This window comes from Lysobacter claricitrinus, assembly GCF_045866565.1.
GTDB classification, from domain to species: Bacteria; Pseudomonadota; Gammaproteobacteria; order Xanthomonadales; family Xanthomonadaceae; genus Cognatilysobacter; species Cognatilysobacter claricitrinus.
In genome coordinates, this window is the sequence record NZ_BAAFZV010000003.1 from 241,913 (window position 1) to 265,248 (window position 23,336).

Consider the following 23,336-nt stretch of genomic DNA (forward strand, 5'->3'; position numbering starts at 1 on the left):
CCAGTTCAGACCGGCCGGAACAGCGCCATGAACGGCGCGCTGACGGCGAGGGTTTCGTCGCGGCCGCGCAGGCGCAGCGTGCCGCGACCGGTGTCATCGCGGATCACGCCGGCGACGGCCTTCATGTTGACGACGGTGGAGCGGTGGATCTGCTTGAACGTGTTCGGGTCGAGCCGTGCAAGCAGTTCGCGCAGCGACGTGCGCAGCAGCGCTTCGCCGTCGGCGGTGACCACCGTTGTGTACTTGTGGTCGGCGCGGAAGTAGACGACCTCGTCGACCATGATCAATCGCGTTTCCCGACCTGCGCTGGCGGTGAGCCAGGTGAGTGGTTCGGAGGCGCCCACTTCGCGCGGCAACGTCGTGCCCAGTTTCGCGAGCAGTGCGGCGAGTGCGTCGTCGCGATCCTGTCCGCGCCGCGCCTGCAGGCGTTGCACGGTGGCGTCGAGGCGTTCAGCGGTCACCGGCTTGAGCAGGTAGTCGACCGCGCCACGTTCGAATGCGGCGATCGCGTGCTGGTCGTAGGCGGTGACGAACACGATCTGCGTCTGCGGGCTGGCTTCGGTCGACGCCGCGGCGACTTCGAGTCCGGTGAGGCCCGGCATGCGGATGTCGAGGAAGGCGACGTCTGGGTGGTGTTCGACGATCGCGTCGACTGCGCTTGCGCCGTCCTCGCACTCGGCGACGATCTGCAGCGTCGGCCATGCGGTCTTCAGCTGCGCGACCAGCGCATCGCGCAGCAGTGTTTCGTCCTCGGCAACAACGCAGGTGGCGGTGGGCTCAGACATGGCGCGCAGCCTCGCGTTCTGCCGGCACGGTGAGCGTGGCGGCCACGCCGGCGGGGAAATTCGCGACCACCGCCAGCGACGCGGCGCCATCGAAGGCGAGCTTCAGCCGCTCGCGCACGTTCTTGAGGCCGATGCCGGTACCGCTGGTCGACGTGCCACCGAGGCCTTCGCCATCGTCGGCGACGGTGACGGCGACCTGGTCATCGTTCCGGCGTGCGCGGATCCACACCGTGCCGCCGCCGGTGCGCGGTTCCAGCCCGTGCTTGACCGCGTTCTCGACCAGCGTCTGCAGCATCATCGCGGGCAGTCGCGTCGTGCGCAGCGCCTGCGGCACGTCGACCTGCACGTCGAGCCGGTTGCCCATGCGCACCTTCATGATTTCGAGATACGCCAGCGCGCGTTCAAGCTCCGCGCCGAGCGTCGACGGCGCATCTTCCGCGCGCGGCAGCGAATGCCGGAGGTACTGGATGAGATGGCCGAGCATCACCTCGGCGCGTTCGGGATCGCTGCGCGTCAGCAGTTGCGCGCTGGCCAGCGTGTTGTAGAGGAAGTGCGGTTCGACCTGCGCATGCAGCAGGTTGAGCTTGGCGACCGTAAGTTCCTTCTCGGTCGCGGTGCGCGCGGCGGCCATCTGCTCGCCGCGACGCATGTCGGCGACGCGGCGCGTGATCGCACGCGTAATCGCTTCGGCGTTTTCCAGGTTGGTGCCGTCGTCGACCAGGAACCAGTCGCTCCACGCACCGATCTGCGGCTCGCAGACGAAGGTGACGCTGCCGGTGTCGTGCGTCGGCGTCACCGTCGCGAGGATCTGGTTGTGCTGCGAGCCGAACGCGGTCAGCGGGTTCCAGCGCTCCAGCGTGGTGCGGCCGTAGGTATCGGGGCGACGCACGTGGGCGCGGATCTGCAGGCTGTCGCGCGTGCTCGACACGGTCTGGATGCCGGGCAGTTCGCGGATGGCGGCGTCGAGCAGGTCGAAGGCCTGGCCGGCCTCGAAGGGAATCTCCACTTGCCGGCGATGGCGATTGCCGAGCGCGTCGCGGTCAACGTAGCCGGCGATGAGGCGCACGCGCCGCAGATGCGAGAACGCGCCGGCGACGACGAAGGCCATCGTCGTCATGCCGGCCGCGACCGCCGGGAACTCCCAGCCGCCGATCCACGGGATGCTGGAATACAAGGCGGTGCAGAACACCACCGCCAGGCCCCAGGCGATGGTGATGCGGAGGACGAAGGCGATGCTCTTGAACACGGGGTGGGTCCGATCAGGCGTTGCGGCGAGCATAGTGACGCCGAATCGCGCGTCGACCGCCATGCGACGAAGCCGGGAATCGGTGGAGCGAAAGGCCAGGACGCTGCGTCGGACGTGTCGCCGCCAGCGGGCTCAGGCGGGGTCGATGCGTCGCTGCATGATCCAGTCCTCCAGCGGATCGTCGCCGACCTGGAACGTCGCCGTGCCGACGATGCGGAAGCCGGCGCGCCCGTAGACGGCGATCGGGCCCGGTGCACGCTGCCAGACGCTGAGCCACAGGCCGTCCGCACCGCCCGCGCGCGCGGCGTCGATGGCGGTATCGAGCAGGCGTCGCCCCAGCCCCTGCCCGATCGCGCGTGATGCGAGGTAGATGCGATGCAGCTGCGCGGGCCGGTGCAGGTCGACGCCGGCAGGCGGCGTCGACGGCAGCCGCACCTGCAGCACGCCGAGCCAGTCGTTGGCGTCCGCGACGATCCACGTCATGTGCGAGGGATCGGCGAGTTCGGCGGCCTGCTGCACGGCCCCGAATGCATGGTCGAGGTAGGCGTCGACATTCGCCGATGTGCTGCAGTCCGCGTAGGCCTCGACGAACAGCTGGCGCAGGAACGCAGCGAGCCGCGCGGCATCGTGCGGCGCGGCCCGGCGGATAACAGGGATGTGGGGCGACGCCGTCATCCGCAGCGTCGTGGGAGCGGGCGCACTCAGGCGGCGCGGACTTCGGCGTCGTCGGTGGCGGGTTCGACGCGGTAGGCGGGGTCGCTGCGGTCTTCCGGACGCACCGTCAGGCTGCGCACGCCGACCACGCGGCCTTCGCGGGAAATCATCGCGAAGCCCTTGTGGTCGTGCGCCACGAACACCGCGGACGATTCGCCGCGCACGAACAGCAGGCGCCAGCCGAGGTATTCCAGCCAGCTCAGCTTCGCGCGCTGCGCGAGCGGGAGGCGGCGTCGAACCTCGAGACCCGGGACGGGGCGGCAACGACGGCGGTCGTAAATGAGCATGGCAGCTCCCGGCGCGGAGGCGTAACGGTAGGTGGCGGACGTTTCGGCCAAGTGAAGCCGGCCGTGGGCGTTTATGCCAGACGCGGTCGGCCGTGCGCACCGCGGGGCCACCGATCCCGACGCTTCGGCGCGCGGGCGGCGCCAAACGGGCGATGGGCGGTCGACGAACCTCCAATGGACGTTCGCTGGATGCTGCAGTCGCAGCGAAGCCGCCGTCAGTGCGTCGGCGCGACCCGCCAGACCGCGTTGCCGACGTCGTCGGCAACGAGCAACGCGCCGTCCCCCGCGATCGCGACGCCGACCGGACGACCCTGCGCGTCGCCCCTCGCATCGACGAAGCCGGTGAGCACGTCGCGCGTCGCACCGGCGGGTCGGCCGTCCGCGAACGGCACGAACACGACGCGATAGCCGGCAAGTGGCGTGCGGTTCCATGAGCCGTGCAGGCCGACGAACGCGCCGTCGCCGAACACCTGCCGCAGCGACGCCGACGTATTGAAGGCGAGGCCGAGCGGCGCGACGTGGTTGCCGAGGCCGTAGTCCGGCACGCGCGCCGCCGCGACGCGATCAGGCCGCTGCGGTTTGACCCGCGGGTTGACGTGCGCGCCCCAGTAACTGTACGGCCAGCCGTAGAACGCACCGCGCTCGACATGCGTGAGGTAGTCGGGCACGAGGTCGTCGCCCAGTTCGTCGCGTTCGTTGACCACCGCCCACAGCGTCGACGTGCCCGGCTGCCACGCGAGCCCCACCGGGTTGCGCAGGCCGTCCGCGTAAATCGTCGTGGTGCGCGTCTGCGGATCGATCTCGAGGATCGCCGCGCGCGACGCCTCCACCGCCATGCCGTTCTCGCCGGCGTTGCTGTTCGAGCCGACCCCGATATACAGGCGCGTGCCGTCAGCCGACGCGACCAAGCTTTTGGTCCAGTGATGATTGAACTCACCGGTTGCGCCGGGCAGGTCGACGACGTGCTCGGGCGTCGCATCGATGCGCGTGGCACCGATCGGGTAATGCACGCGCACCAGCGAGTCGGTATTGGCGACGTACAGCGTGTCGCCGACCAGCGCCATGCCGAACGGCGAATGCAGGCCGGTCATGAAATCGCTGCGCATCTCGGCGCGGCCATCGCCGTCGGCGTCGCGCAACAGCACGATGCGTTCGGGGCTCGGCACGCCGGCGCCGGCCTTGGCCATGACGTGTTTCATCACGGTGCCCTTGATGCCGCGTATGCCGCTCTTGCCCGCCGGCCCGTTGCTTTCGGCGACCAGCACGTCGCCATTGGGCAACACGTACAGCCAGCGCGGATGATCGAGACCCGTTGCCAACGGCACGACGGAAAGACCCGGCGCGGCGGTCGGCGTCGCACCAGCGGGCCAATGCACCGCGGGCGCGATGTCGACGCGCGGAATCAATGCGTGGTGCGGCGGCGGCAGCGTCGGCGACGGACCGACGCCCGTGTCCTGCGGCGCGGCGAGCGAGGCGCTGCACGCGACAACCAGTGCGACGAAAGCGAGCGGACGCAGCGACATGGCGGGCACCCCGTTAGAACTGCCGACAGGCTCGCGTCGCGCCCGTCGCGAGGCCGCGAACGAGGTGTCGCGGCGACCGCCCGTCGTGTCGTCACAGCCGCTTCGCGACCGCGGCCGGATAGTGCGGCCCATGCAATATTTCGCCTTCGTCGAACGCGACGCGAACCGTCATTACTCGATCACGCTGCCCGACTTCCCCGGCTGCGTGACCGAAGCCCAGAGCCTGGGTGCGATCACCGATGCGGCGCAGCAGGCGGTGTCGATCCACCTCGCCCGCTGCGTGACGCCGCTCGGCCGGCCGATGCGCGCGGAGATGCTGCCGCCGTCGTTCGAAACGCGCGAAGGCTACTGGATGCTGGTCGACATGGCGCCGGTGATCGCGGCGTATCCGCCGGGCGTGGGCTGGTAATCAGGCGGGCGCGTTCTCGGGCGCTGCCCTGGCCGCTGCGGCGGCACGCAATTCGGGCCGACGCCGAACCTCGCGCAGCAACGCGTTGAGATCGCGCGACGGATCGTCGTTCGCGATTTCGCCGGTCGCCACCATTTCGACGATGCGGTTGAGCCGGAACTGGCGGAACGCGTTGCGCAACCGGCACCACGCGCCCAACGTCCACGAGCCGCCCCAGAACACGATGCACAGCGGTTCGACTTCGCGCGTGCTGGCGTCGCCGCCTTCGTTGCGATAGTCCAGCCGCAGCACGCGGCGTGAACTGATCGCGTCGTTGAGCGTGTCGAGCAGCGCGCCGAACTCGCGCGTGGATTCGCCGCGGCAGTCGGGTGCGAGGATCGCCGTGCGATCGCCGAACGCGCGGATGCGGTCGGGAATCGACGCCTCGATCTTCACCAGTGCACGCGCGGCACTGTCGCTCAGGCGATTACCCGCGAACGCACGCGCGAAACGGATCCCGACGACGACCGCTTCGATCTCGTCCTCGTCGAACATCAACGGCGGGATGTCGGCGCCGTGGCGCAACACGTAGCCGACGCCGGCCTCGCCTTCGATCGGCACGCCCGAGCGCTGCAGGTCGGCGACGTCGCGATAGACCGTACGCAGCGAGACGCCGAGCGTTTCGGCGAGGTCGCGCGCGAGCACGGCGCGGCGCCGGCCGCGCAGTGCGTTCACGAGCAGGAAAAGCCGGTCGGCGCGGCGCATCGGTCGATTGTAGCGACGCGCCGCCACCATGCCGGCTCAGGCCGCTACCGCCTCGCGACGTTCCGCCTGCGACGCCGCGTATTCGGCATCGAGCGCGGTCGCCCGCTGGATGCCCGGGTGCGCGGTGGCGCGCGCGACGTAATCGCGAAACACGGCTTCGTCCGGCACCAGCTTGAACGCCAGCGCCCAGCGCAGCGCGGTGCCCCAGAGCACGTCCGCCGCGGTGAAGCGCTCGCCCAGGAGGTAAGGGCCGGTCGACAGCTGCGCCGCGAGCGCGCGCATCACCGTGTCGTAGTCGCCATACGGCGAGCTCATCGCCGCGCCGGCGCCGCGTTCCTGCGAGCGGTCGATGATCGCCGGCTCGAAGCTCGCGCCGTAGAACGCGACCCAGCGCAGGTACGGCCCGCGCAGCGGGTCGTCGATCGCAGGCGCTAGGCCTTTGTCCGCATAGAGATCGGCGAGGTAGAGAAGCACCGCGACCTGCTCGGTCACGACCGCGTCGCCATGGCGGATCGCCGGCACCTTGCCGAGCGGGTTGATCGCCAGGTAGTCGGGTTGCCGCTGCGTGCCTGCGACCAGGTCGAGCATGTGCAGGTCGTAGTCGGCGCCGAGCGTTTCAAGCAGGGCGAGCGTGCACGCCGCGCGCGAATGCGGGGCGTAGAAGAAAGTGATCCGTCGCGACATGGTGGGCTCCTTGCTGGGATGGCGACGCCGGCAGCCGAGCGGCTCGTTGCGTCGTGATCCCAGTGTCGGGCGGGCCTACTGACAGCGTGGTGTCAGCAGTGTCGCGTCCTCGCTGCGTCCGTCAGGCGACGCGACGCGGCGCCTCGTGCAGGCGCACCACGGCGTCGCGGAAGTGGCCCACGTTGAAGGGCTTGCGACAGACCGGCGTGCGCGCGAAACGCTCGGGCAACTGCGCGGGTTCGTTGGCGGTCGCGAACATGAAGGGGACACCGCGCGCGACCAATGCGTCCGCCACCGGGTAGACGACCTGCTGGCCGAGATTGACGTCCAGCACCGCGGCGTCGATTTCCGGTACGCGCTCGATCAGCGCCAGTGCGTCCTCGACCGTGGTCACCGGCCCGAGCACGATCGCGCCCATGTCGCCGAGTGAATCCGTCAGGCCGAGCGCGAGGACGAATTCGTCCTCCACGAGCAGCAGTCGCAGGCCTTCGATTCCGTCCATCGTGGTCGTCGTGTCCGCCCCACCCGGGCGTGGCGATGAGGATGCGCCGCCTGCCGTTGCGTCGGCGCGAAAGCGCGGCCGGCACGCGCGCGGCGATGCCGCGTGTTCAGCGATCGAGACGGGCGAGCGCCGCCATAGCCGCGTCGCGGTTTCCGTCGTCGAACTGCGTCACCTGCAATGCATCGAGCGACACGCCGTCGAGACACCGCGCGTTGACGCTGTAGCCATCCGGATGGCTGCGCGGCACGTAGAAACTCTTGATCCCGCAATGCCCGCAGAACAGATGGCGCGCGGTACCGGTATTGAAACGATAGTCGACGATCGCGTCCGCGCCCTGCAGCAGGCGGAAACGGTCCGCCGTCACGATGAGGTGCAGGAAGCCGGTCATGCGACAGACCGAGCAATTGCAGTCGAGCACGTGCAACGGCGACGGCGCATCGACCTCGAAGCGGATGCGGCCGCAATGGCAGCCGCCGGTGTAGGTGGTGAGTTCGGTGGTCATGCGGGCATTGTCGTCGACGCGTGCGGCGTCGGAAGCGGTCCAACGCGACGGCGTTCGTCGGCGACGAATGGCGATTGCGAATTCGCCGCACGCTGGCGTACGGTCGAGTCGGGCATACCGCCTGACGGAGGATCGACGATGGCCGCATCCACCTATGCACCCCGCCTGCGCGATGGCGCGATCGCCGACATGAACGTGACGCCGCTGGTCGACGTGATGCTCGTGATGCTGGTGATCTTCATGATCACGGCGCCGGCCCTCACCCGTACGTTGCCGATGAACCTGCCGCGCCCTGGGCCGCAACCGCCATCGACGCCGCCGCGGGCCGAACTGCACGTCGATGCGATCGGGGGTTACACGCTCGACGGACGCGCACTCGATGCGAAGGCGCTGCGTGCGGCGCTCGACAGCATCGGCCGCGTCGCGCCCGACACGGTGCTGCATGTCCGCGCCGCGGCCGACAGCGAATACCAGGGGTTCGCGACCGCGCTTGCGGCGGCGCAGGACAGCGGGATCGCGAACATCGCGCTGGACGAATAGGGCCGCCCGGTGAACGCGCGGCTTCACGTCGCGATGCAAAGAAGTTGACGCGGTCTTAACCGCGTCGTGATCCCATAACGCCGGGCGACGATTTATCGTCGTCGCCTCGGCACTTGTGGGAATTCGTGAATGACATTCACCGAACCGGTCGGGCCCGATACCCTTCACTCGGGGATCGCGGGCCTCGACACCGTTCTGGGCGGCGGCTTCACGCCTAACCGCCTCTACCTCATCGAAGGCGTGCCCGGCTCGGGCAAGACGACGCTCGCGCTGCAGTTCCTCCTGGAAGGCGTGCGACGCGGCGAACGCGTGCTGTACGTCACGCTGTCGGAGACCGAACAGGAACTGCGCGAGATCGCGGCGTCGCACGGATGGTCGGTCGACGGCGTGCACGTGCACGAGCTCGCACCCACGCACGACAGCCTCGACCCCGACTCGCACTACACGATGTTCCACCCGTCGGAGGTGGAGCTCGGCGACACCACGCAGCGCATCCTCGACCGCGTGCAGGAACTGCGCCCCGCGCGCATGGTGTTCGACTCGCTCGCCGAGCTGCGCCTGCTGTCGGGTTCGCCGTTGCGTTACCGGCGCCAGGTGCTGGCGCTCAAGCAGTACTTCGTCGGGCAGAAGTGCACGGTGTTGCTGCTGGACGACAGCGCGGTGGCCGAGCACGGCCTGCACGTCCACACGCTGGTGCACGGCACGATCTCGCTCGACCAGATGAATCCCGAATACGGCGGCGATCGCCGGCGGCTGCGCGTCACCAAGTTCCGCGGTCGCCGTTTTTCCAGCGGTTTCCACGACTACCAGATCATGACCGGCGGGCTGCGGGTGTATCCGCGCATCATCGCCGCGCAACATCGCCGGGACACCGTGCAGGGCGCGGTGTCGACAGGCCTGCCCGAGCTCGACAAGTTGCTCGGCGACGGCCTGCATCGCGGCACCAGCACGCTTCTGATCGGCGCCGCGGGCACGGGCAAGTCGTCTCTGGCGGCGGCCTGCGCGCTCTCGGCCGCGAACCGCGGCGAGCGCTCGGCCGTGTTCACCTTCGACGAAACGGTGCAGTCGTTCCTGACGCGTTCGCGCGGCATCGGCCTCGGTGTCGAAGCCGCGCTCGACAACGGCAGCATGAGCATCGAGTCGATCGATCCGGCCGAGTTGTCGCCGGGCGAGTTCGCGCATCGCATCCGCGATGTCGTGGTCAACGGCCATGTCACCACCGTCGTCATCGACAGCCTCAACGGCTATCTGAGTGCGATGCCGGAGGAACGCTTCGTGCTGGTCCAGCTGCACGAACTGCTCGCATTCCTCGCGCACTACGGCGTCGTCACCATCCTGATCAGCGCGCAGCAGGGCCTGATCGGCCAGATGCAGAACGCGCTGGATGTCAGTTATCTCGCCGACGCCGTGGTGCTGCTGCGCTATTTCGAAACGCGCGGCGAGGTGAAGCAGGCGATCTCGGTGCTGAAGAAGCGCACCGGCGGCCACGAACGCACGATCAGGCCGATGGAGATCAGCGACGGCGGCATCAACATCGGGCAGCCGTTGCGGCAGTTCCGCGGCGTATTGACCGGCGTACCGTTCGAGCGCGACGAAGATTCCGGATCGGTGCAATGAGCGCGGCGGCTGCCGACGACGCGATCGCCAACCGGTTGCTGCTGCTGTTGCCGACGCGCCGGGACTGCCTGCTGACAGCCGAGGTGCTGGGGCGCGACAACATCGAAACGCATCCGTGTTCCTCGACGGCCGAACTCGAGCGCGAGCTGCAACGCGGCGCCGGCGGCGTGTTCGTCTGCGAGGAACTGCTGGCCGCGGGCGCGCACGCGGTGATCGCCCGCGCCGTGCAGCGGCAGCCGCCGTGGTCGGACCTGCCGGTGCTGATTCTCGCGCGCGAGGGCAGCGATTCGCGGCAGGTGTCCGAAGCGCTCACCGAACTCGGCAACGTCATGCTACTCGAGCGCCCGCTGCGCTTGGCCGCGTTGTCGAGCAACGTGCGGACCGCGCTGCGCGCGCGCGAGCGCCAGTACCAGATCCGTCGCCATCTCGAAGAGCTCGGCGCCGCGCGCGATGCGCTCACCGAGAGCGCGCGTCACAAGGACCAGTTCCTCGCGATGCTCGGCCACGAACTGCGCAACCCGCTGGCGCCGGTGCGAAATGCATTGCACCTGCTGATGTCCGACCAGCGCATGCCGGACGACGACCTTGCGCTGTGCGGGATGATGAAGCGCCAGGTCGACCACATGGTGCGGCTGGTCGACGACCTGATCGATGTGTCGCGCATTTCCCGCGGCACGATCGCGCTCAAGCGCGAACGCGTTGACCTCGCGACGGTGCTGCAGCACGCGATCGACCAGAGCCGCCCGCTGATCGAGGCCGGGCGCCACCACCTGCGGGCATCCCTTGGCGATGCACCGATCGAGATCGATGCCGACCCGGTGCGCATCACCCAGGTGTTCGGCAACCTGCTCAATAACGCGGCGAAGTACGCGGAACCGGGTGGCGAAATCGTGGTGAGCCTCGAGCGTGCCGGCGACAGCGTTCGCGTGCTGGTGCGCGATCGCGGCATCGGTATCGAGCCGGAAATGCTGCCGCACGTGTTCGAGCTGTTCACCCAGGGGCGGCGCGAGAAGCACCGCGCGCACGACGGCCTCGGCATCGGCCTGACGCTCGTGCGCAACCTCGTCGAAATGCACGGGGGCACGGTCGAGGCGCGCAGCGACGGCCGCGGTTGCGGCGCGGAATTCGTGGTCACGCTACCGCTGGCCGCAACGCGTCCCGCCCACGTACCCGCGCCGGCCACGCGTCGCGACCACGACGACGTGCACCCGGCGACGCGCGTGCTCGTCGTCGACGACAACATCGACGCCGCGGAATCGATGGGCATGGTGCTCGAGCTGCTCGGCATCGAACACCGGGTGGTGTTCGACGGCCCGTCCGCGGTGGATGCGGTGACCGCGTTCCGCCCCGACGTCGTGCTGCTCGACATCGGCATGCCGGGCATGGACGGATGCGAGGTCGCGCAGCAGATCCGTTCGCAGCGCGAGTACGACGACGTGCAACTCGTCGCGCTCACCGGCTGGAGCCAGGCGCAGGACCGCGAGCGCACGCGCGCCGCGGGCTTCGATCATCATCTCAGCAAGCCGGTCGACATCGGTGCGCTGCAGGCGTTGCTGGATACCGCGCCCGCCGCGGTGATGCAGGCGACGCGTACGGGCGCGTTGCAGGCGTCGTCGGGCGGCTGATCAGCGCGGCGCGGACCTGGCGTCGCGCAGCGCGGCGCCCACCGCTTCGCGCACGACGTCGACGACGTTTCGCGCCGCACCGTCGACGTTCGGCAGGTTGCCGAGCATGTCTTCGAACAACCGCACGCGATCGATGCCGGTCTGCTTGGACATCGCATCGGTCGCCGCGAGGATCGCGACCGCGACGCCCACCGACATCTCGCCCAGTGCCTGCCCGACCGCCTGTGCGACCGCGCTCGCCAACTCGTTCTGCTCCATCGTCGTCTCCTCAGCGGATCAACCGCGACCGTGTCGGGCGGTGATACACGACAACGCCGCGAGCGGCCGTGACGGCCCGTTCGCGGCGTTGGACTGCAGCGGAAAACTGGTTGGATCAGCCGCCGCTGGAATCGGCGAGCGTGGCGTTCGCGGACGCGCGAGGCGGCGGTGGCAGCGTCGGTGCGGCGGCGTTGCTGGCGGCGGGCTTGTGGCCGGCGGCCGCCTGCTGTTGCGCCGCGCGGGTCAGCTCGGCCATGACCGCGCCGAACGCGCTCTTGGGCTTCGCTTTCGCGGGCGTCGTGTCCGCACCAGTCGCGGGCGCGCTCGGAGCAGGGCCGTTGCTGCTTTGCGCATGCACGCATGCCGGCGCGATGAGCGCGGCGAGAGCAAGGGACAGGATGCGGCGCATGGCGGACCTCGGTACGGCGGCTTCGATGGCGGTCAGGGTAGGGGCCGCTTGCGACGACGCGCGTGAAATCGAACGCATTGTTTCAACGTCTTTCGACGGCCGTATCGCGCGCGCTCAGCGACGTGCACGCGCCGTGAGCGCTGCAACGAAAACGCCCGGCTTTCGCCGGGCGTTCCGTGTCACCACACCTTGACCCGCTTGTCCGGGGCCAGGTAGAGCGCCTGTCCCGGTTTGACGTCGAATGCGTCGTACCACGCGTCGATGTTGCGCACCGTCTGCGCGCGATAGCGGCCGGGCGAATGCACGTCGGTCAGCACGGCATTGCGCATTGCCTCGTCGCGCGCCTTGCTGCGCCACGCCTGCGCGAAGCCGAGGAAGAAGCGCTGGTCGGGGGTGAAGCCTTCGAGCGTCTGCGGCGTCTTGCGCTGTTGTGACAGGTGGTACGCATCAAGCGCCGTCGCGATGCCGGCGACGTCGGCGATGTTCTCGCCGAGATTCAGCTTGCCGTTGATCGACAGGTCCGGGAACGGCTTGTAGGTGCTGAACTGCGCGGCGAGCGCCTGGCCCGCGGCGTCGAACTTCTTGAAGTCCGCCGGCGTCCACCAGTTGTGAAGCTTGCCCTGCGCGTCGAAGAGCGCGCCGGAGTTGTCGAACGAATGGCTGATCTCGTGGCCGATGACCGAACCGATCGCGCCGTAGTTCACCGCGTCGTCGGCGTTGGGGTCGAAGAACGGCGGCTGCAGGATGGCGGCGGGGAAGATCAGGCGATTCTCGAGCGGGATGTTCACCGCGTTGATCGTCTGCGGCGTCATGTACCACTCGTCGTGCGACACCGGGCCCGTCAGCTTGGCGAGGTTGCGCTGGTACTCGGCCATGTCGGCGCGCTGCGCGTTGCCGAGCGCGTCGTCCGGCTTGATCTCCAGCGCGCTGTAGTCGCGCCACGTATCCGGGTAGGCGATCGCCACCTTCAGGCCCTCGACCTTCGCCTTCGCAGCGGCCTTGGTCTCTGGGCTCATCCAGTCGAGGGCGTCGATGCGCTTACCGAACGCGGCGACGATGTTCTTCACCATCTCCTCGGCGCGCGTCTTGGTCTTGGGGTCGACGTAGCGCTTGACGTACTCGTGGCCGACGGCCTCGCCGAGCACGTTGCTGGTCATCGACACCGCGCGCTTCCAGCGGTCACGCTGCTGCGGCGTGCCGTTGAGCGTGTGGCCGTAGAACGCGAACTGCTCGTCGGCGAACGCCTTGGGCAGCAGCGCGGACGCCCGGTCGAGCGCGTGGAAGGTCAGGTAGTCCTTCCAGGTGTCGATCGACTCGCTGCCGGCGAGCCTGGCGATGCCGGCGACGGCCTCCGGCTGCCAGACCACGAAATCCTTCTGCGCGCCGAGCTTGGCGGCGTCCATGAAGGCGGACCAGTCGAGGCCCGGCGCCTTCTTCGCGAAGTCGTCCTGCGTCCAGACGTTCTTCGAGCCACGCTCGACGTCGTTCGTCTGTTCCTGCGTCGCGCTCACCTTCGCGATCGATGTTTCCAGCGCGACGATGCGTTCGGCCTTCGCTGCGGCGTCGGCGATCCCCGCGAGTTCGAGCACCTTCTGCACGTGTGCCTGGTAGGCCTTCTTGATCTCGGCGCTGCGGCCGCTCTCGAGGTAGTAGCTGCGATCCGGCAGGCCGAGGCCGCCCTGCACGAAGTAGGGCACGTTGCGCGACGGATCGTGGATGTCCTGCGTGATCCACACGCCGAACGGGCGATCGGTGAAGTAGTCGGTGTTGTTGAGCAGGTCGACGTCGGCGCGCAGCTCGCCGCCGAACTCCCGCGACAGCGAGGCGCGGTCGGTGATCGCATTGATCGCGTCGAGCGTCGGCTTCAGCGGCGCGATGCCCTTGGCCTCGATGCCGGCCTCGTCCATGAACGCGGTGTAGTAGTCGCCGATGCGACGCAGGTCGCCGCTCGCGTTCTTGTCCTTCGCTGCGCCTTCGATCAGGTCGCGCACCTGCTTTTCGGTGTCGAGCGAGATGCGGGTGAAGCTGTTGAAGCTGGAGCGGTCGGCCGGGATCTCGGTCGACTTCATCCAGCCGCCGTTGGCATACAGGTAGAAGTCGTCGCCCGGCGCGACCGACTTGTCCATGCCGGCGGTGTCGAAGCCGAACGTGCCGAGCACGGGCTTGGTGGCAGCGGGCGCGGCCTTCGGCGCCGCGGCTTCAGGCTGCGGCGTGGGCTGCTTGTTGCAGGCGGCGAGGCCCGCGACGAGCGCGGCGGAAACGGTGACGGCGAGCAGGCGGCGGGGCAGCGGTCGCATGGCGGAGTCCGTGGTGGAAACCGCCGAGCCTACCCGCTTCCCGCCGCGTGCCGCGTGTACCGGAAGTCAGCGCGCGCTGATGATGAAGCTGCCGAACGAAATGCCGAGCTCGACGCCTTCGCCGACGCCTGACAGCGCGAGCGACACCGGGCCCTTCGTCACCACCTGCGCCTTGCCCGCCTTGCCGGCCGCGGCATTCGCCTCGCCGGTCGCGTAGCCGCCTAGCACGTCGCGGATGGTGTGCACGCCGGCGAACTTGCCCTTGCCGGTGACCTTGGACTTGCCGACGGTCAGTCCGCCGCCCTTGGCCTCGATCTTGACCGCGAGCTTCTGGCCGTTGCTGCACGAAACCGTGCCCGAGCCTTCGGAGTGTTTGTAGAACGCGCTCCAGCCGGTCATCGAGAAATTGAGCGTGCACGACAGGTCGGCGGCGGAGGCGGGCAGCGCGGCGAGCGAGAGCACCGCGGCGATGATCAGGGGGCGCAGAGTCATGGCGGAGGCCGTTGTGGGGAGGGCGTCCCGAGTATTGCGCGAACCCGGTTGAAGACCGTGCATTCGTGCTGCACTGCACGATGTGACGCAGTGCCGATCGTTGCACATGGCACGCGCGTCGCGGCCGCTTCCGCACGTACGATCCGGCGCTTTCCACGCCATCGGACCACCGAATGCCCCGTCCCGCCCGCCGCCTGCTTCCGCTGCTCTGCGCCGCCGCCCTGGCCGCTGCGCCCGCTTTCGCCCAGGACATCGCACTGACCAGCGCGCAGGTGCCGGTGCCGGCCGACACCGCGTATCCCGGCACGCTGTCGATCGCCGTCGACGCCACCGACCTCGCGCGCCGCATCGTGCGCATCCGCGAGGAGATCCCCGCGCAGCCGGGCCGACTCACGCTGCTCTACCCGCAGTGGCTGCCGGGTAACCACGGCCCGTCGGGCCCGCTCGACAAGATCGCCGGGCTCGCGTTCACCGCGAACGGGCAGAAGCTCGCGTGGACGCGCGATCCGCTCAATGTCTTCGCGTTCCATGTCGACGTGCCGCAGGGCGCGACGTCGGTGACGGCCGAGTACCAGTTCCTAACGCCGACCGACAGCTCGCAGGGTCGCATCGTGATGACGCCGAACATGATGAACCTGCAGTGGAACGCGCTGGTGCTTTACCCCGCGGGCCACTACGCGAGCCGCATCGACACCGCGGCCACGGTGAAGTACCCGGCCGGGTTCACGGCGGCCACGGCGCTCGACGTCGCCAGCACGAACGGGGACACCACCGTCTACCGCAACGTGCCGCTCGACATCCTCGTCGATTCGCCGATCTACGCGGGCCGCTACGGCAAGGTGATCGACCTCGCGCCGGGTGCGAAGGTGCCGGTGCGGCTCAACGTGTTCGCCGACGCGCCGAAGTACCTCGAGGCCAAGCCCGAGCAGATCGACGCGCATCGCCGCCTCTACCAGCAGGCGATGAAGCTCTACGGCGCGCAGCACTACGACCACTACGACTTCCTGTTCTCGCTGTCCGAGCAGCTCGGCGGCAATGGCCTCGAGCACCAGCGTTCGAGCGAGGACGGCGAGGACACCGGCTACTTCACCGACTACGACCCGAAGGCCGGCTTCAGCGACCTGCTCGCGCACGAGTACACGCACTCGTGGAACGGCAAGTACCGTCGCCCCGCGGACCTGTGGACACCGAACTACAACGTGCCGATGCAGGACTCGCTTCTGTGGGTCTATGAAGGGCAGACGCAGTACTGGGGCAACGTGCTGACCGGTCGCTCCGGCCTGCGCAGCAAGCAGGCCGCGTTCGATGCGCTGGCGCTCACGGCCGCGACGTATGCCGAGAATCGCCCGGGCCTGGCCTGGCGCGCCGTGCAGGACACGACCAACGATCCGATCATCGCCTCGCGTCGCCCGAAGTCGTACCGCAACTACCAGCTGTCCGAGGACTACTACTCGGCCGGCCAGATGATCTGGCTCGAAGCCGACGCGCGCATCCGCGCGAAGACCGGCGGCAAGAAGTCGCTCGACGATTTCGCCCGCGCGTTCTTCGGCGTCAACGATGGCGAGTGGAAGGTGCAGAACACCTACACCTTCGACGACGTGGTGAAGACGCTCGACGGCGTCGTGCACGACGACTGGGCCACGTTCCTGCGCGACCGCCTCGACGGCCGCGTTCCGCTCACCGGCGGGGTCGAGGCCGCAGGCTGGAAGCTCGTCTACAAGGACGAGCCGAACGGCGTCGCCAAGGCGGCGGCGAAGGGCGGCGGCGCGGACTTCGTGTATTCGCTGGGCCTGTCGATCGGCAAGGACGGCAAGGTGTCCGACGTGCGCTGGGACAGCCCGGCATTCAACGCCGGCATCGGTACCGGCATGACCGTCATCGCCGTCAACGACCGCGAGTACAGCAAGGACGCGCTGTCCGAGGCGGTGAAGGCGGCGAAGGACGACAAGGCGCCGATCCGCCTGATGGTGAAGTCGTTCGATCGCTACCAGACGATTCCGGTCGACTACCACGGCGGCCTGCGCTATCCGCACCTGGAACGCATCCAGGCCAAGCCCGACCTGCTGTCGTCGATCTACGCCGCGCGCTGACACACGCCGGCCGCGTGCGGTTCGCCGCACGCGGTCGTCAGTATCGCGATCAGAGCCGCTCGATCGATCCGGTCGGAGCGGTGCAGGCGTCGACCGTGCCGTCGCCGCCCGCGGTGCCGGTGACGCGCACGCGATCGCCGACTTTCAGGTTTCCCGCGGTATCCAGCCCGCGACCCTTGCACAGGTTCCAGCGCGCGGGCAGGGCGACGCGAATGCTGCCATTGGCGGTATCGACGGTGAGAACGCCACTGCCGTCGTAGGCCCAGGGCGCGGTATCGATCGCCGTAACGCGGCCTTCGATCGCATTGCCGGTCGTTGCGTTCGACGCCGGTGCATGCGCGCACGCGGAGGGAAGCAGTGCGATCACTGCAATGGCGAGAGCAGACAGTCGTGGCATGCGGCGGGTCCCGATGGGCGATGCGGCCGAGCCTAGCGCGGCGCACGCGAATGCGCGTGCATGCATCGTCCGTCAGGTGGCGAACAGCTGGCCTTCGATGTCGGCGAACGCCTTGAACTCCACCGCGTTGCCGGACGGGTCGAGGAAGAACATGGTCGCCTGTTCGCCGGGCTGGCCGAGGAAACGCACGTGTGGCTCGATCACGAACGCGATGCCGGCATCGCGCACGCGTTCGGCGAGCGTGGCCCAGTCGTCCAGCTCCAGCACCACGCCGAAATGCGGGATCGGCACGTCGTGGCCGTCGACCGCGTTGCCGCCGATGACGCGCGGTTCCATGCCATCGACACGATGGCAGACCAGCTGGTGGCCGTACAGGTCGAAGTCGACCCAACGCTCCGCACTGCGGCCCTCCGCGCAGCCGAGCGCGCCACCGTAGAACGCACGCGCGGCGGCGATGTCGTGCACCGGGATGGCGAGGTGGAACGGCGTGATGCGACGTCCGCTCACATCACCACCGACAGGTTGAAACGTGCACCGTCGATCGCGCGCGGGCGCAGGAAGTCGAGCACGCCCTGCACGTCCTCGCGCACCGCGATGCGCGCCTTGGAGTCGAGCGCGACGTCGGTGTCGAGCGCCGCGTCCAGGCCTTCGAACAGCAACAGCGCCTGCCCGGCTTCGCACCACACGCCGGACGCCAGCATCGCGGCGTTCGTGTCGTCGTCGGGCAGGTCGATCTCGCCGAAGTTGAAGCGCAGGTCGGTGGTGTCGACCATCGCATCCAGGCGCGGCAGCCCGAGCCGGTGCGCGAGCGCGTCGAGCGCGTGGCGATGTCGATACAACGCGAGCCGGTCGGCGCCCTCGCAGTCGAGTGCGCCGTCGCGTGCGACGTGTGCCCAGAACACCATGGCCATTCCGCGATCCCCCGTGGGTCGACCGCGGATGCTCGCACGAGCGCATGGCGCACGGTCAGCCCGGTCGTCGGCACGCGTCGACGCGTCCGGATGGGGCCGCCGAGTGCAGGCGACGCGACGTCGCCAATGCACCTTGGCTAGCATGAACGGACCCCGCGCGACGTCCCGCGGATTCACGTGCCGCCGACCGCCGCCGCGAAGGATGGAAGTCCCCGGTTACAGAAGCCCACCATGCGATCGATGCACGTCCTGACTCCCCTCGTGTCCGCGCTGTCCGTCGCATTGCTGGCGGCGTGCTCGATGTCACCCAGTCCATCGACCGACACGAAGCCGGCCGCCGCGCCTGCGGCACCGGCCGCGACGACGACGCCGGCGGCAGCGCCCGGCACCGCCGCGCCGCCCGGCATGCAGGACGCGCAGTCCGGCGCGCCGACCACCGCGACCATGCCGGTTGCGACCGGCCCCGGCGCACCCGTCGCAACCACGCCCGCGCCGCCGCCGATCGTCGCGGCCGCGGGCGACGCCAAGCTCGCCAAGGACGATCCGCTGCGCGCGCAGGTGTTGCTCGAACGCGCGTTCTTCTCGCCCGGCGAAATCGACGGCGCTAAGGGCAGCAACATGCAGCGCGCGGTCAAGGCGTTCCAGACCGCGCACGACCTCAAGGCCAGCGGCACGCTCGACAGCGCGACGTGGGACCTGCTCAACCAGGACACCGCGCCGGTGCTCGTCGACTACACGCTGACCGCCGACGACCTCGCCGGCCCGTTCGCGAAGACCCCCAAGCAGCCGATGGACATGGCGAAGATGGACGCGTTGCCGTACGAGACCGCGCTGGAGAAGATCGCCGAGAAGTTCCACATGGCGCCGGCGCTGCTGAAGAAGCTCAACCCCGACGTCGACTTCGCCGCGCTCGACAGCACCGCGGATGCGGCGTCGAGCGGCAAGGCGGACGCCACGTCGACCGCCAAGACGGATGCAGCGGCGAAGGTCGATGCGACGAAGACGGCATCGACGTCCGCATCGACGAAGACCGCACCCGCCGCCGGCACCACCATCACCGTCATCCACGTGGCGCCCGGCGAGCAGTTCCCGACGCCGGCGAAGATCGTGGTCGACAAGTCGGAGTCGGCGTTGCTGCTGGTCGATGCCAGCGACAAGACGCTTGGCGAGTTCCCCGTGACCACGGGCAGCGCGCAATTCCCCCTGCCGATCGGCGACTGGAAAGTGACCGCGGTGCAGCAGAACCCGGTGTGGCACTACGACCCCAAGCTGATCGCCGGCAGCAAGAAGACCGACAAGGAAGCGGACGTGAAGCCGGGCCCGAACAATCCGGTCGGCATCGTCTGGATCGGCCTGACCAAGGAGCACTACGGCATCCACGGCACGCCGCACCCCGATCGCATCGGCAAGACCGAATCCAACGGCTGCATCCGGATGACCAACTGGAGCGTGCAGGCGCTGTCGAAGGTGGTGTCGCAGGGCATGCAGGTGACGATGCGCGAGTGACGCGTGCGCGGCCCGTCGTCCGCGGCGAGCCGCATCTCCCGGACTAGTGAGTCCTGTCGATCGCGCGCGGCAGTGTGTCGTGTGCGAATTTCGACCATCGCGCCCCGCTGCATGCACGCAGCCTTCGATGCGGCCCCCACCGCACGTCGGCTTTCGAGCGGGTCGAGGGTAGGTCGACGACTCTGCTGGCCGTCCGCCGTCATCGCGCCCGACGCCGCAACGAGTGCAAAGCAATTCCCACTGCGCGTCGACCCGCGCCGTCGCGTACTGCGACGTGGCGCGTCACGGCACGCACTCAGCTGCGCCGGGCCTTACCCGCGGCGACCGACGCGGAAGGACCGACCGCGCAGGGCATCCGGCCTTCGCGCCGACCGCCTAGACTGTCGGCCCGCGGATTTTCGACCGACCCCATGCGCCCGTCCCTCGCCCCGCTGTTCCTCGCCCTTGCGCTCGCCGGCTGCCAGCAGCATGCCGTTCGCGCCGATGCACCTGCTCCCGTGCCGGCACCGGCCGAGGTCGCGAAGACCGCCGTCGCCGCCGACGACAACCTCAACGCCGTGCTGTGGATGCAGACGTCGGACGAGTACCGCGCGAATTCATTGCAGACCTATCGCGCCGCGGCGCGCGAACTCGATCGCGCGCTGAAGGATCGCAACTGGGATGCACTCGATCCCGCCGAGCGCAGCAATCCCGCAGGTGGCCTGCCGCCGGCGGTGATCTTCGACGTCGACGAAACGGTGCTCGACAACTCGCCCTACCAGGCGCGGCTGGTGCAGGCCGGCGGCGAATACAACGAAGCGCTGTGGGCGGAATGGGTCAACGAGCGCAAGGCGACCGCCGTCCCCGGCGTGCTCGAGTTCGCGAAGGCCGCGCAGGCGCGTGGCGTCGCGCTGTTCTTCATCTCCAACCGCGCGGTGGACCTGAAGGACGCGACCATCGCCAACCTGCGCAGCGCAGGCCTCGCGGTGAAGGACGACGCCTTCCTCGGCCTGGGCACCGTGGTGCCCGAGTGCGAGCAGGACGGCAGCGACAAGAACTGCCGCCGCCAGCTGATCGGCCGCAAGTACCGCGTGCTGATGCAGTTCGGCGACCAGCTCGGCGATTTCGCGCAGGTCGCGCCCAACACCCCGGCCAACCGCGACGCGCTCTACGACGCGCACCGCGACTGGTTCGGCGAGCGCTGGTGGGTGCTGTCGAACCCGAGCTACGGCTCGTGGGAACCCGCGCTGTTCGACAACGACTACAGCAAGCCGCGCGACGCACGCCGCGCCGCCAAGCGCGAGGCGTTGCGCCTCGCACGCTGAGCGCGACGCGCGATCGCGACGGAGCAGGACGATGACCACCACCGATCCGCGCGTCGACGCGTATATCGCCAAGGCCGCGCCGTTTGCGCGGCCGCTGCTCGAACGCCTGCGTCGCGACCTGCACGCGGCCTGCGCCGATCTGGACGAATCGATCCGCTGGGGCCGCCCGGTGTTCATGCACAACGGGCGGCTCATCGCCGGCATGGCGGCGTTCAAGCAACACGCGAGCTTCGGCTACTGGCGCGGCGGCGAAGTGGTCGGCGAGGCGCGCAACGATGGCATGGGCCAGTTCGGCCGCCTGCAGTCGCTCGACGACCTGCCGTCCAGCACGGACATCGCCGGACAGGTGCGCCGCGCGGTCGAGCTGGTCGACACCGACGCACCGCGGCCGGCGCGCACGCGAACGCCGCGCCCGCCGCTGGAGATGCCGGACGCGATGCGCCAGGCGCTCGACGCGCACCCTGCCGCGCGTGCCACGTTCGACGGTTTCTCGCCCAGCCAGCGTCGCGACTACATCGAGTGGATCGTCGAGGCCAAGCGTGACGACACCCGCGCGCGGCGTCTCGCGCAGGCGCTGGACTGGCTGGCCGAGGGCAAGCCGCGCCACTGGAAGCACCTGCCCGGCTGAAGGTTGGGCCGGCCGCGCCGTTAAGGGATGAGGCGGACCACCTCGGTCGCCGCCGCGGGATCGTCCCGCCGACGTCGTTTGCGGGGACGCCGATGTACGACCACATGCCGTCGGCAGCGGGTGCACCGCGGGCCGGCGCTCCAACGGAGCCGTCGATGCGCACCTGCGCGCGTCGCGGGCGTGCGCGTCGACGGAGGCGCGCATGAGTCGCGCGTCGTTGCGTCGCCAGCTCGCCGCTGGCGTGATGCTGGTGCAGGCCGTGCTGATGACCGCGTTCGTCGCGCATGCGGTGCTGCGCCAGCAGTCGTCGCTGCGCGAGGCCGAGTCGCGCCACGTCCACCAGTTGTCGACCCGCGCCGCCGCGCGGCTGGCGCCAGCGCTCGCGCGCGGCGACCGGGCGGCCGTCGACACGATCGCGCGAACGCTGTTCGATGACGCAGGCCTCGCGGCCGTCGCGGTCGTCGACGCGAACGGCGGCAGCGTGCTTCGTCGCGGCGACGCGCCGGCCGGCATGGTGCTGCCGCTGTACGCGAATGGCCGCGATGTCGGCACGTTGCGCGTCGTCTCCGATCCCGCGCCGATCGACCGCGCGCTCCGCGACACGCTGCGCGACGGCCTCGCGTTCGCGCTGATCGCGGTGGCGCTGGGCGCGCTGCTCGCCATCGGCCTGGCGCACATGGTCACGCGACGCCTGTACCGGCTGCTCGATGTCGCCGACGCCGTGCGCGAAGGCCGCCACGACGTGCGCGCACCGCCGAGCCGCGTGCACGAGGTCGGTCGTCTCGTCGACTCGTTCAACGGCATGCTCGACGCGCTCGCCGAACGCGAACAGGCGTTGGCGCGTGCCAACGAGGAACTCGAGGCGCGCGTCGAGGAACGCACCGCCGAACTCGTCGAGAGCGCCGCGAACCACCGCGCGATCCTCGAACAGGCGAACGACGCGTTCATCATGCTCGACGAGGAGGGCCGCGTCGTCGAATGGAACCGCGCGGCGCGCACGATCTTCGGCTGGTCGCGCAGCCAGGCGTATGGTCGACGCTTCTCCGAGTTGCTGCTGCCCGAGCTGCAGCGCGAGGATTTCGACGCCGACGTACGCACGTTCATCGCGGGCGGCGAGGCGCAATGGATCGGCCGTCGCGCCGAGATGCAGGCGTTGACGCGCGACGGCCGCGAGATTCCGACCGAGTTGTCGATCCGCTCGCGCTGGCGCGGTGATCGCCGCTATTTCGATGCATTCCTGCGCGACATCACCGAGCGCAAGCAGCTCGAGGTCTCGCTGGCGATGCAGGCGCTGCACGACCCGCTGACCGGCCTGCCGAACCGCAGGTTGTTGCTCGAATCGCTGCCGCGCGCCATCCAGCGCGCGGACCGCAATGGCACCGCGCTCGGCGTGTACTTCATCGACCTCGATGGCTTCAAGCAGGTCAACGACACCTGCGGCCACGACGCCGGCGACGACGTGCTGCGCGAATTCGCCTGCCGCATCCGCGACTCGGTGCGCGCCGTCGACATGGTCGCGCGCTTGGCGGGCGACGAGTTCGTGGTGATCGCCGAAGCCTTCGCCGAGCCGATGCCCACCGCCGACATCGTTGCCGGCAAGCTGCTGCGCGTGGCCGAGGCGCCGTACCTCGTCGGCGATACGCCGCGGCACCTGTCGTCGAGCGTCGGCGTCGCGGTGTACAAGCCCCGTAGCGGCATCGACGCAACGACACTGCTGTCGCGCGCCGACCAGGCCATGTACAACGCCAAGCGCAGCGGCAAGGGTCGCGCCACGCTGTGGGCGCCGGAACTGGCGTCCGCCGCGTCGCACTGAGTCGACGCGGCGCAACGCGACCGTGCGTTAGGGTTCGGCGTCCTTCCGACGCG

The 23,336-nt window shown here is 69.3% G+C and carries 25 protein-coding genes; 9 read left to right on the top strand and 16 right to left on the bottom strand.

Annotated features, from left to right (window positions below; all coding sequences use genetic code 11):
- Positions 1-5 precede the first annotated feature (5 nt).
- From ACKTTN_RS12975 to ACKTTN_RS12995, 5 genes are all read right to left on the bottom strand, one after another.
- A complete protein-coding gene (locus ACKTTN_RS12975; protein WP_407910317.1) occupies positions 6-785 on the bottom strand; it encodes a LytR/AlgR family response regulator transcription factor in 780 nt (259 codons plus the stop codon).
- Entirely contained in the window at positions 778-2,031 is a 1,254-nt protein-coding gene (locus ACKTTN_RS12980; protein ID WP_407910318.1) for a sensor histidine kinase, read from the bottom strand. Before ACKTTN_RS12980 ends, ACKTTN_RS12975 begins: the two co-directional genes overlap by 8 nt.
- 132 nt (positions 2,032-2,163) lie before the next feature.
- On the bottom strand, positions 2,164-2,706 hold the full coding sequence (locus tag ACKTTN_RS12985; protein ID WP_407910319.1) for a GNAT family N-acetyltransferase: 543 nt from the start codon (positions 2,704-2,706) through the stop codon (positions 2,164-2,166).
- Between the two features lie 26 nt (positions 2,707-2,732).
- Positions 2,733-3,032: a hypothetical protein gene (locus tag ACKTTN_RS12990; protein ID WP_407910320.1), complete on the bottom strand. Its 300-nt coding sequence runs from the start codon at positions 3,030-3,032 to the stop codon at positions 2,733-2,735.
- Between the two features lie 215 nt (positions 3,033-3,247).
- Entirely contained in the window at positions 3,248-4,555 is a 1,308-nt protein-coding gene (locus ACKTTN_RS12995; RefSeq protein ID WP_407910321.1) for a PQQ-dependent sugar dehydrogenase, read from the bottom strand.
- A 130-nt stretch (positions 4,556-4,685) separates the two neighbouring features.
- On the opposite strand from ACKTTN_RS12995, the gene ACKTTN_RS13000 reads away from it, so the two are divergent.
- On the top strand, positions 4,686-4,964 hold the full coding sequence (locus ACKTTN_RS13000; protein WP_407910322.1) for a type II toxin-antitoxin system HicB family antitoxin: 279 nt from the start codon (positions 4,686-4,688) through the stop codon (positions 4,962-4,964).
- Here ACKTTN_RS13000 and ACKTTN_RS13005 read toward each other — a convergent pair whose 3' ends face one another.
- From ACKTTN_RS13005 to ACKTTN_RS13020, 4 genes are all read right to left on the bottom strand, one after another.
- A complete protein-coding gene (locus ACKTTN_RS13005; protein ID WP_407910323.1) occupies positions 4,965-5,708 on the bottom strand; it encodes a helix-turn-helix transcriptional regulator in 744 nt (247 codons plus the stop codon).
- Positions 5,709-5,744: 36 nt separating this feature from the next.
- Positions 5,745-6,392 carry a glutathione S-transferase family protein gene (locus ACKTTN_RS13010; RefSeq protein WP_407910324.1) on the bottom strand — a complete coding sequence of 216 codons (648 nt, stop codon included), beginning with the start codon at positions 6,390-6,392 and terminating at the stop codon, positions 5,745-5,747.
- Between the two features lie 121 nt (positions 6,393-6,513).
- Positions 6,514-6,894, bottom strand: a complete 381-nt coding sequence (locus ACKTTN_RS13015) for a response regulator (protein WP_407910325.1) — start codon at positions 6,892-6,894, stop codon at positions 6,514-6,516.
- Between the two features lie 106 nt (positions 6,895-7,000).
- Positions 7,001-7,396 (bottom strand): GFA family protein, encoded by a 396-nt coding sequence (locus ACKTTN_RS13020; protein ID WP_407910326.1) that lies wholly within the window; start codon positions 7,394-7,396, stop codon positions 7,001-7,003.
- A gap of 138 nt (positions 7,397-7,534) precedes the next feature.
- Between ACKTTN_RS13020 and ACKTTN_RS13025 the strand changes: the two genes are divergently transcribed.
- From ACKTTN_RS13025 to ACKTTN_RS13035, 3 genes are all read left to right on the top strand, one after another.
- Positions 7,535-7,936 (top strand): ExbD/TolR family protein, encoded by a 402-nt coding sequence (locus tag ACKTTN_RS13025; protein ID WP_407910327.1) that lies wholly within the window; start codon positions 7,535-7,537, stop codon positions 7,934-7,936.
- Positions 7,937-8,065: 129 nt separating this feature from the next.
- Positions 8,066-9,553 (top strand): ATPase domain-containing protein, encoded by a 1,488-nt coding sequence (locus tag ACKTTN_RS13030; protein WP_407910328.1) that lies wholly within the window; start codon positions 8,066-8,068, stop codon positions 9,551-9,553.
- On the top strand, positions 9,550-11,178 hold the full coding sequence (locus tag ACKTTN_RS13035; protein ID WP_407910329.1) for a hybrid sensor histidine kinase/response regulator: 1,629 nt from the start codon (positions 9,550-9,552) through the stop codon (positions 11,176-11,178). The genes ACKTTN_RS13030 and ACKTTN_RS13035 overlap by 4 nt, the downstream gene beginning before the upstream one ends.
- Here ACKTTN_RS13035 and ACKTTN_RS13040 read toward each other — a convergent pair whose 3' ends face one another.
- From ACKTTN_RS13040 to ACKTTN_RS13055, 4 genes are all read right to left on the bottom strand, one after another.
- Positions 11,179-11,436 (bottom strand): hypothetical protein, encoded by a 258-nt coding sequence (locus tag ACKTTN_RS13040; RefSeq protein ID WP_407910330.1) that lies wholly within the window; start codon positions 11,434-11,436, stop codon positions 11,179-11,181.
- A gap of 115 nt (positions 11,437-11,551) precedes the next feature.
- A complete protein-coding gene (locus ACKTTN_RS13045; RefSeq protein WP_407910331.1) occupies positions 11,552-11,845 on the bottom strand; it encodes a hypothetical protein in 294 nt (97 codons plus the stop codon).
- Between the two features lie 179 nt (positions 11,846-12,024).
- Positions 12,025-14,142 carry a M13 family metallopeptidase gene (locus ACKTTN_RS13050; RefSeq protein ID WP_407910332.1) on the bottom strand — a complete coding sequence of 706 codons (2,118 nt, stop codon included), beginning with the start codon at positions 14,140-14,142 and terminating at the stop codon, positions 12,025-12,027.
- Positions 14,143-14,208: 66 nt separating this feature from the next.
- Positions 14,209-14,634, bottom strand: coding sequence for a hypothetical protein (locus ACKTTN_RS13055; protein WP_407910333.1), 426 nt, complete (start codon positions 14,632-14,634; stop codon positions 14,209-14,211).
- Positions 14,635-14,807: 173 nt separating this feature from the next.
- Here ACKTTN_RS13055 and ACKTTN_RS13060 point away from each other — a divergent pair, with 173 nt between their 5' ends.
- The gene (locus ACKTTN_RS13060; RefSeq protein ID WP_407910334.1) at positions 14,808-16,724 is read left to right on the top strand and encodes a M61 family metallopeptidase; all 1,917 of its coding nucleotides are present in this window, start codon (positions 14,808-14,810) and stop codon (positions 16,722-16,724) included.
- Positions 16,725-16,773: 49 nt separating this feature from the next.
- Here ACKTTN_RS13060 and ACKTTN_RS13065 read toward each other — a convergent pair whose 3' ends face one another.
- From ACKTTN_RS13065 to ACKTTN_RS13075, 3 genes are all read right to left on the bottom strand, one after another.
- Positions 16,774-17,121: a hypothetical protein gene (locus ACKTTN_RS13065; protein ID WP_407910335.1), complete on the bottom strand. Its 348-nt coding sequence runs from the start codon at positions 17,119-17,121 to the stop codon at positions 16,774-16,776.
- Between the two features lie 72 nt (positions 17,122-17,193).
- The gene (locus ACKTTN_RS13070) at positions 17,194-17,628 is read right to left on the bottom strand and encodes a VOC family protein (protein WP_407910336.1); all 435 of its coding nucleotides are present in this window, start codon (positions 17,626-17,628) and stop codon (positions 17,194-17,196) included.
- Positions 17,625-18,032, bottom strand: a complete 408-nt coding sequence (locus ACKTTN_RS13075; RefSeq protein ID WP_407910337.1) for a hypothetical protein — start codon at positions 18,030-18,032, stop codon at positions 17,625-17,627. The genes ACKTTN_RS13070 and ACKTTN_RS13075 overlap by 4 nt, the downstream gene beginning before the upstream one ends.
- Before the next feature lie 231 nt (positions 18,033-18,263).
- Between ACKTTN_RS13075 and ACKTTN_RS13080 the strand changes: the two genes are divergently transcribed.
- From ACKTTN_RS13080 to ACKTTN_RS13095, 4 genes are all read left to right on the top strand, one after another.
- On the top strand, positions 18,264-19,538 hold the full coding sequence (locus ACKTTN_RS13080) for a L,D-transpeptidase family protein (protein ID WP_407910338.1): 1,275 nt from the start codon (positions 18,264-18,266) through the stop codon (positions 19,536-19,538).
- A 410-nt stretch (positions 19,539-19,948) separates the two neighbouring features.
- Positions 19,949-20,842 carry a 5'-nucleotidase, lipoprotein e(P4) family gene (locus tag ACKTTN_RS13085; protein WP_407910339.1) on the top strand — a complete coding sequence of 298 codons (894 nt, stop codon included), beginning with the start codon at positions 19,949-19,951 and terminating at the stop codon, positions 20,840-20,842.
- Positions 20,843-20,873: 31 nt separating this feature from the next.
- Positions 20,874-21,470: a YdeI/OmpD-associated family protein gene (locus ACKTTN_RS13090; protein ID WP_407910340.1), complete on the top strand. Its 597-nt coding sequence runs from the start codon at positions 20,874-20,876 to the stop codon at positions 21,468-21,470.
- Positions 21,471-21,672: 202 nt separating this feature from the next.
- Positions 21,673-23,283, top strand: a complete 1,611-nt coding sequence (locus ACKTTN_RS13095; protein ID WP_407910341.1) for a diguanylate cyclase domain-containing protein — start codon at positions 21,673-21,675, stop codon at positions 23,281-23,283.
- The last annotated feature ends 53 nt before the right edge of the window (positions 23,284-23,336 follow it).

Bases quoted from the DNA above. Each gene is read 5' to 3' on its own strand.
- ACKTTN_RS12975 (WP_407910317.1), bottom strand. From the start codon at position 785: ATGTCTGAGCCCACCGCCACCTGCGTTGTTGCCGAGGACGAAACACTG.
- ACKTTN_RS12985 (WP_407910319.1), bottom strand. From the start codon at position 2,706: ATGACGGCGTCGCCCCACATCCCTGTTATCCGCCGGGCCGCGCCGCAC.
- ACKTTN_RS12990 (WP_407910320.1), bottom strand. From the start codon at position 3,032: ATGCTCATTTACGACCGCCGTCGTTGCCGCCCCGTCCCGGGTCTCGAG.
- ACKTTN_RS12995 (WP_407910321.1), bottom strand. From the start codon at position 4,555: ATGTCGCTGCGTCCGCTCGCTTTCGTCGCACTGGTTGTCGCGTGCAGC.
- ACKTTN_RS13000 (WP_407910322.1), top strand. From the start codon at position 4,686: ATGCAATATTTCGCCTTCGTCGAACGCGACGCGAACCGTCATTACTCG.
- ACKTTN_RS13005 (WP_407910323.1), bottom strand. From the start codon at position 5,708: ATGCGCCGCGCCGACCGGCTTTTCCTGCTCGTGAACGCACTGCGCGGC.
- ACKTTN_RS13010 (WP_407910324.1), bottom strand. From the start codon at position 6,392: ATGTCGCGACGGATCACTTTCTTCTACGCCCCGCATTCGCGCGCGGCG.
- ACKTTN_RS13015 (WP_407910325.1), bottom strand. From the start codon at position 6,894: ATGGACGGAATCGAAGGCCTGCGACTGCTGCTCGTGGAGGACGAATTC.
- ACKTTN_RS13020 (WP_407910326.1), bottom strand. From the start codon at position 7,396: ATGACCACCGAACTCACCACCTACACCGGCGGCTGCCATTGCGGCCGC.
- ACKTTN_RS13025 (WP_407910327.1), top strand. From the start codon at position 7,535: ATGGCCGCATCCACCTATGCACCCCGCCTGCGCGATGGCGCGATCGCC.
- ACKTTN_RS13030 (WP_407910328.1), top strand. From the start codon at position 8,066: ATGACATTCACCGAACCGGTCGGGCCCGATACCCTTCACTCGGGGATC.
- ACKTTN_RS13035 (WP_407910329.1), top strand. From the start codon at position 9,550: ATGAGCGCGGCGGCTGCCGACGACGCGATCGCCAACCGGTTGCTGCTG.
- ACKTTN_RS13040 (WP_407910330.1), bottom strand. From the start codon at position 11,436: ATGGAGCAGAACGAGTTGGCGAGCGCGGTCGCACAGGCGGTCGGGCAG.
- ACKTTN_RS13045 (WP_407910331.1), bottom strand. From the start codon at position 11,845: ATGCGCCGCATCCTGTCCCTTGCTCTCGCCGCGCTCATCGCGCCGGCA.
- ACKTTN_RS13050 (WP_407910332.1), bottom strand. From the start codon at position 14,142: ATGCGACCGCTGCCCCGCCGCCTGCTCGCCGTCACCGTTTCCGCCGCG.
- ACKTTN_RS13055 (WP_407910333.1), bottom strand. From the start codon at position 14,634: ATGACTCTGCGCCCCCTGATCATCGCCGCGGTGCTCTCGCTCGCCGCG.
- ACKTTN_RS13060 (WP_407910334.1), top strand. From the start codon at position 14,808: ATGCCCCGTCCCGCCCGCCGCCTGCTTCCGCTGCTCTGCGCCGCCGCC.
- ACKTTN_RS13065 (WP_407910335.1), bottom strand. From the start codon at position 17,121: ATGCCACGACTGTCTGCTCTCGCCATTGCAGTGATCGCACTGCTTCCC.
- ACKTTN_RS13075 (WP_407910337.1), bottom strand. From the start codon at position 18,032: ATGGCCATGGTGTTCTGGGCACACGTCGCACGCGACGGCGCACTCGAC.
- ACKTTN_RS13080 (WP_407910338.1), top strand. From the start codon at position 18,264: ATGCGATCGATGCACGTCCTGACTCCCCTCGTGTCCGCGCTGTCCGTC.
- ACKTTN_RS13085 (WP_407910339.1), top strand. From the start codon at position 19,949: ATGCGCCCGTCCCTCGCCCCGCTGTTCCTCGCCCTTGCGCTCGCCGGC.
- ACKTTN_RS13090 (WP_407910340.1), top strand. From the start codon at position 20,874: ATGACCACCACCGATCCGCGCGTCGACGCGTATATCGCCAAGGCCGCG.
- ACKTTN_RS13095 (WP_407910341.1), top strand. From the start codon at position 21,673: ATGAGTCGCGCGTCGTTGCGTCGCCAGCTCGCCGCTGGCGTGATGCTG.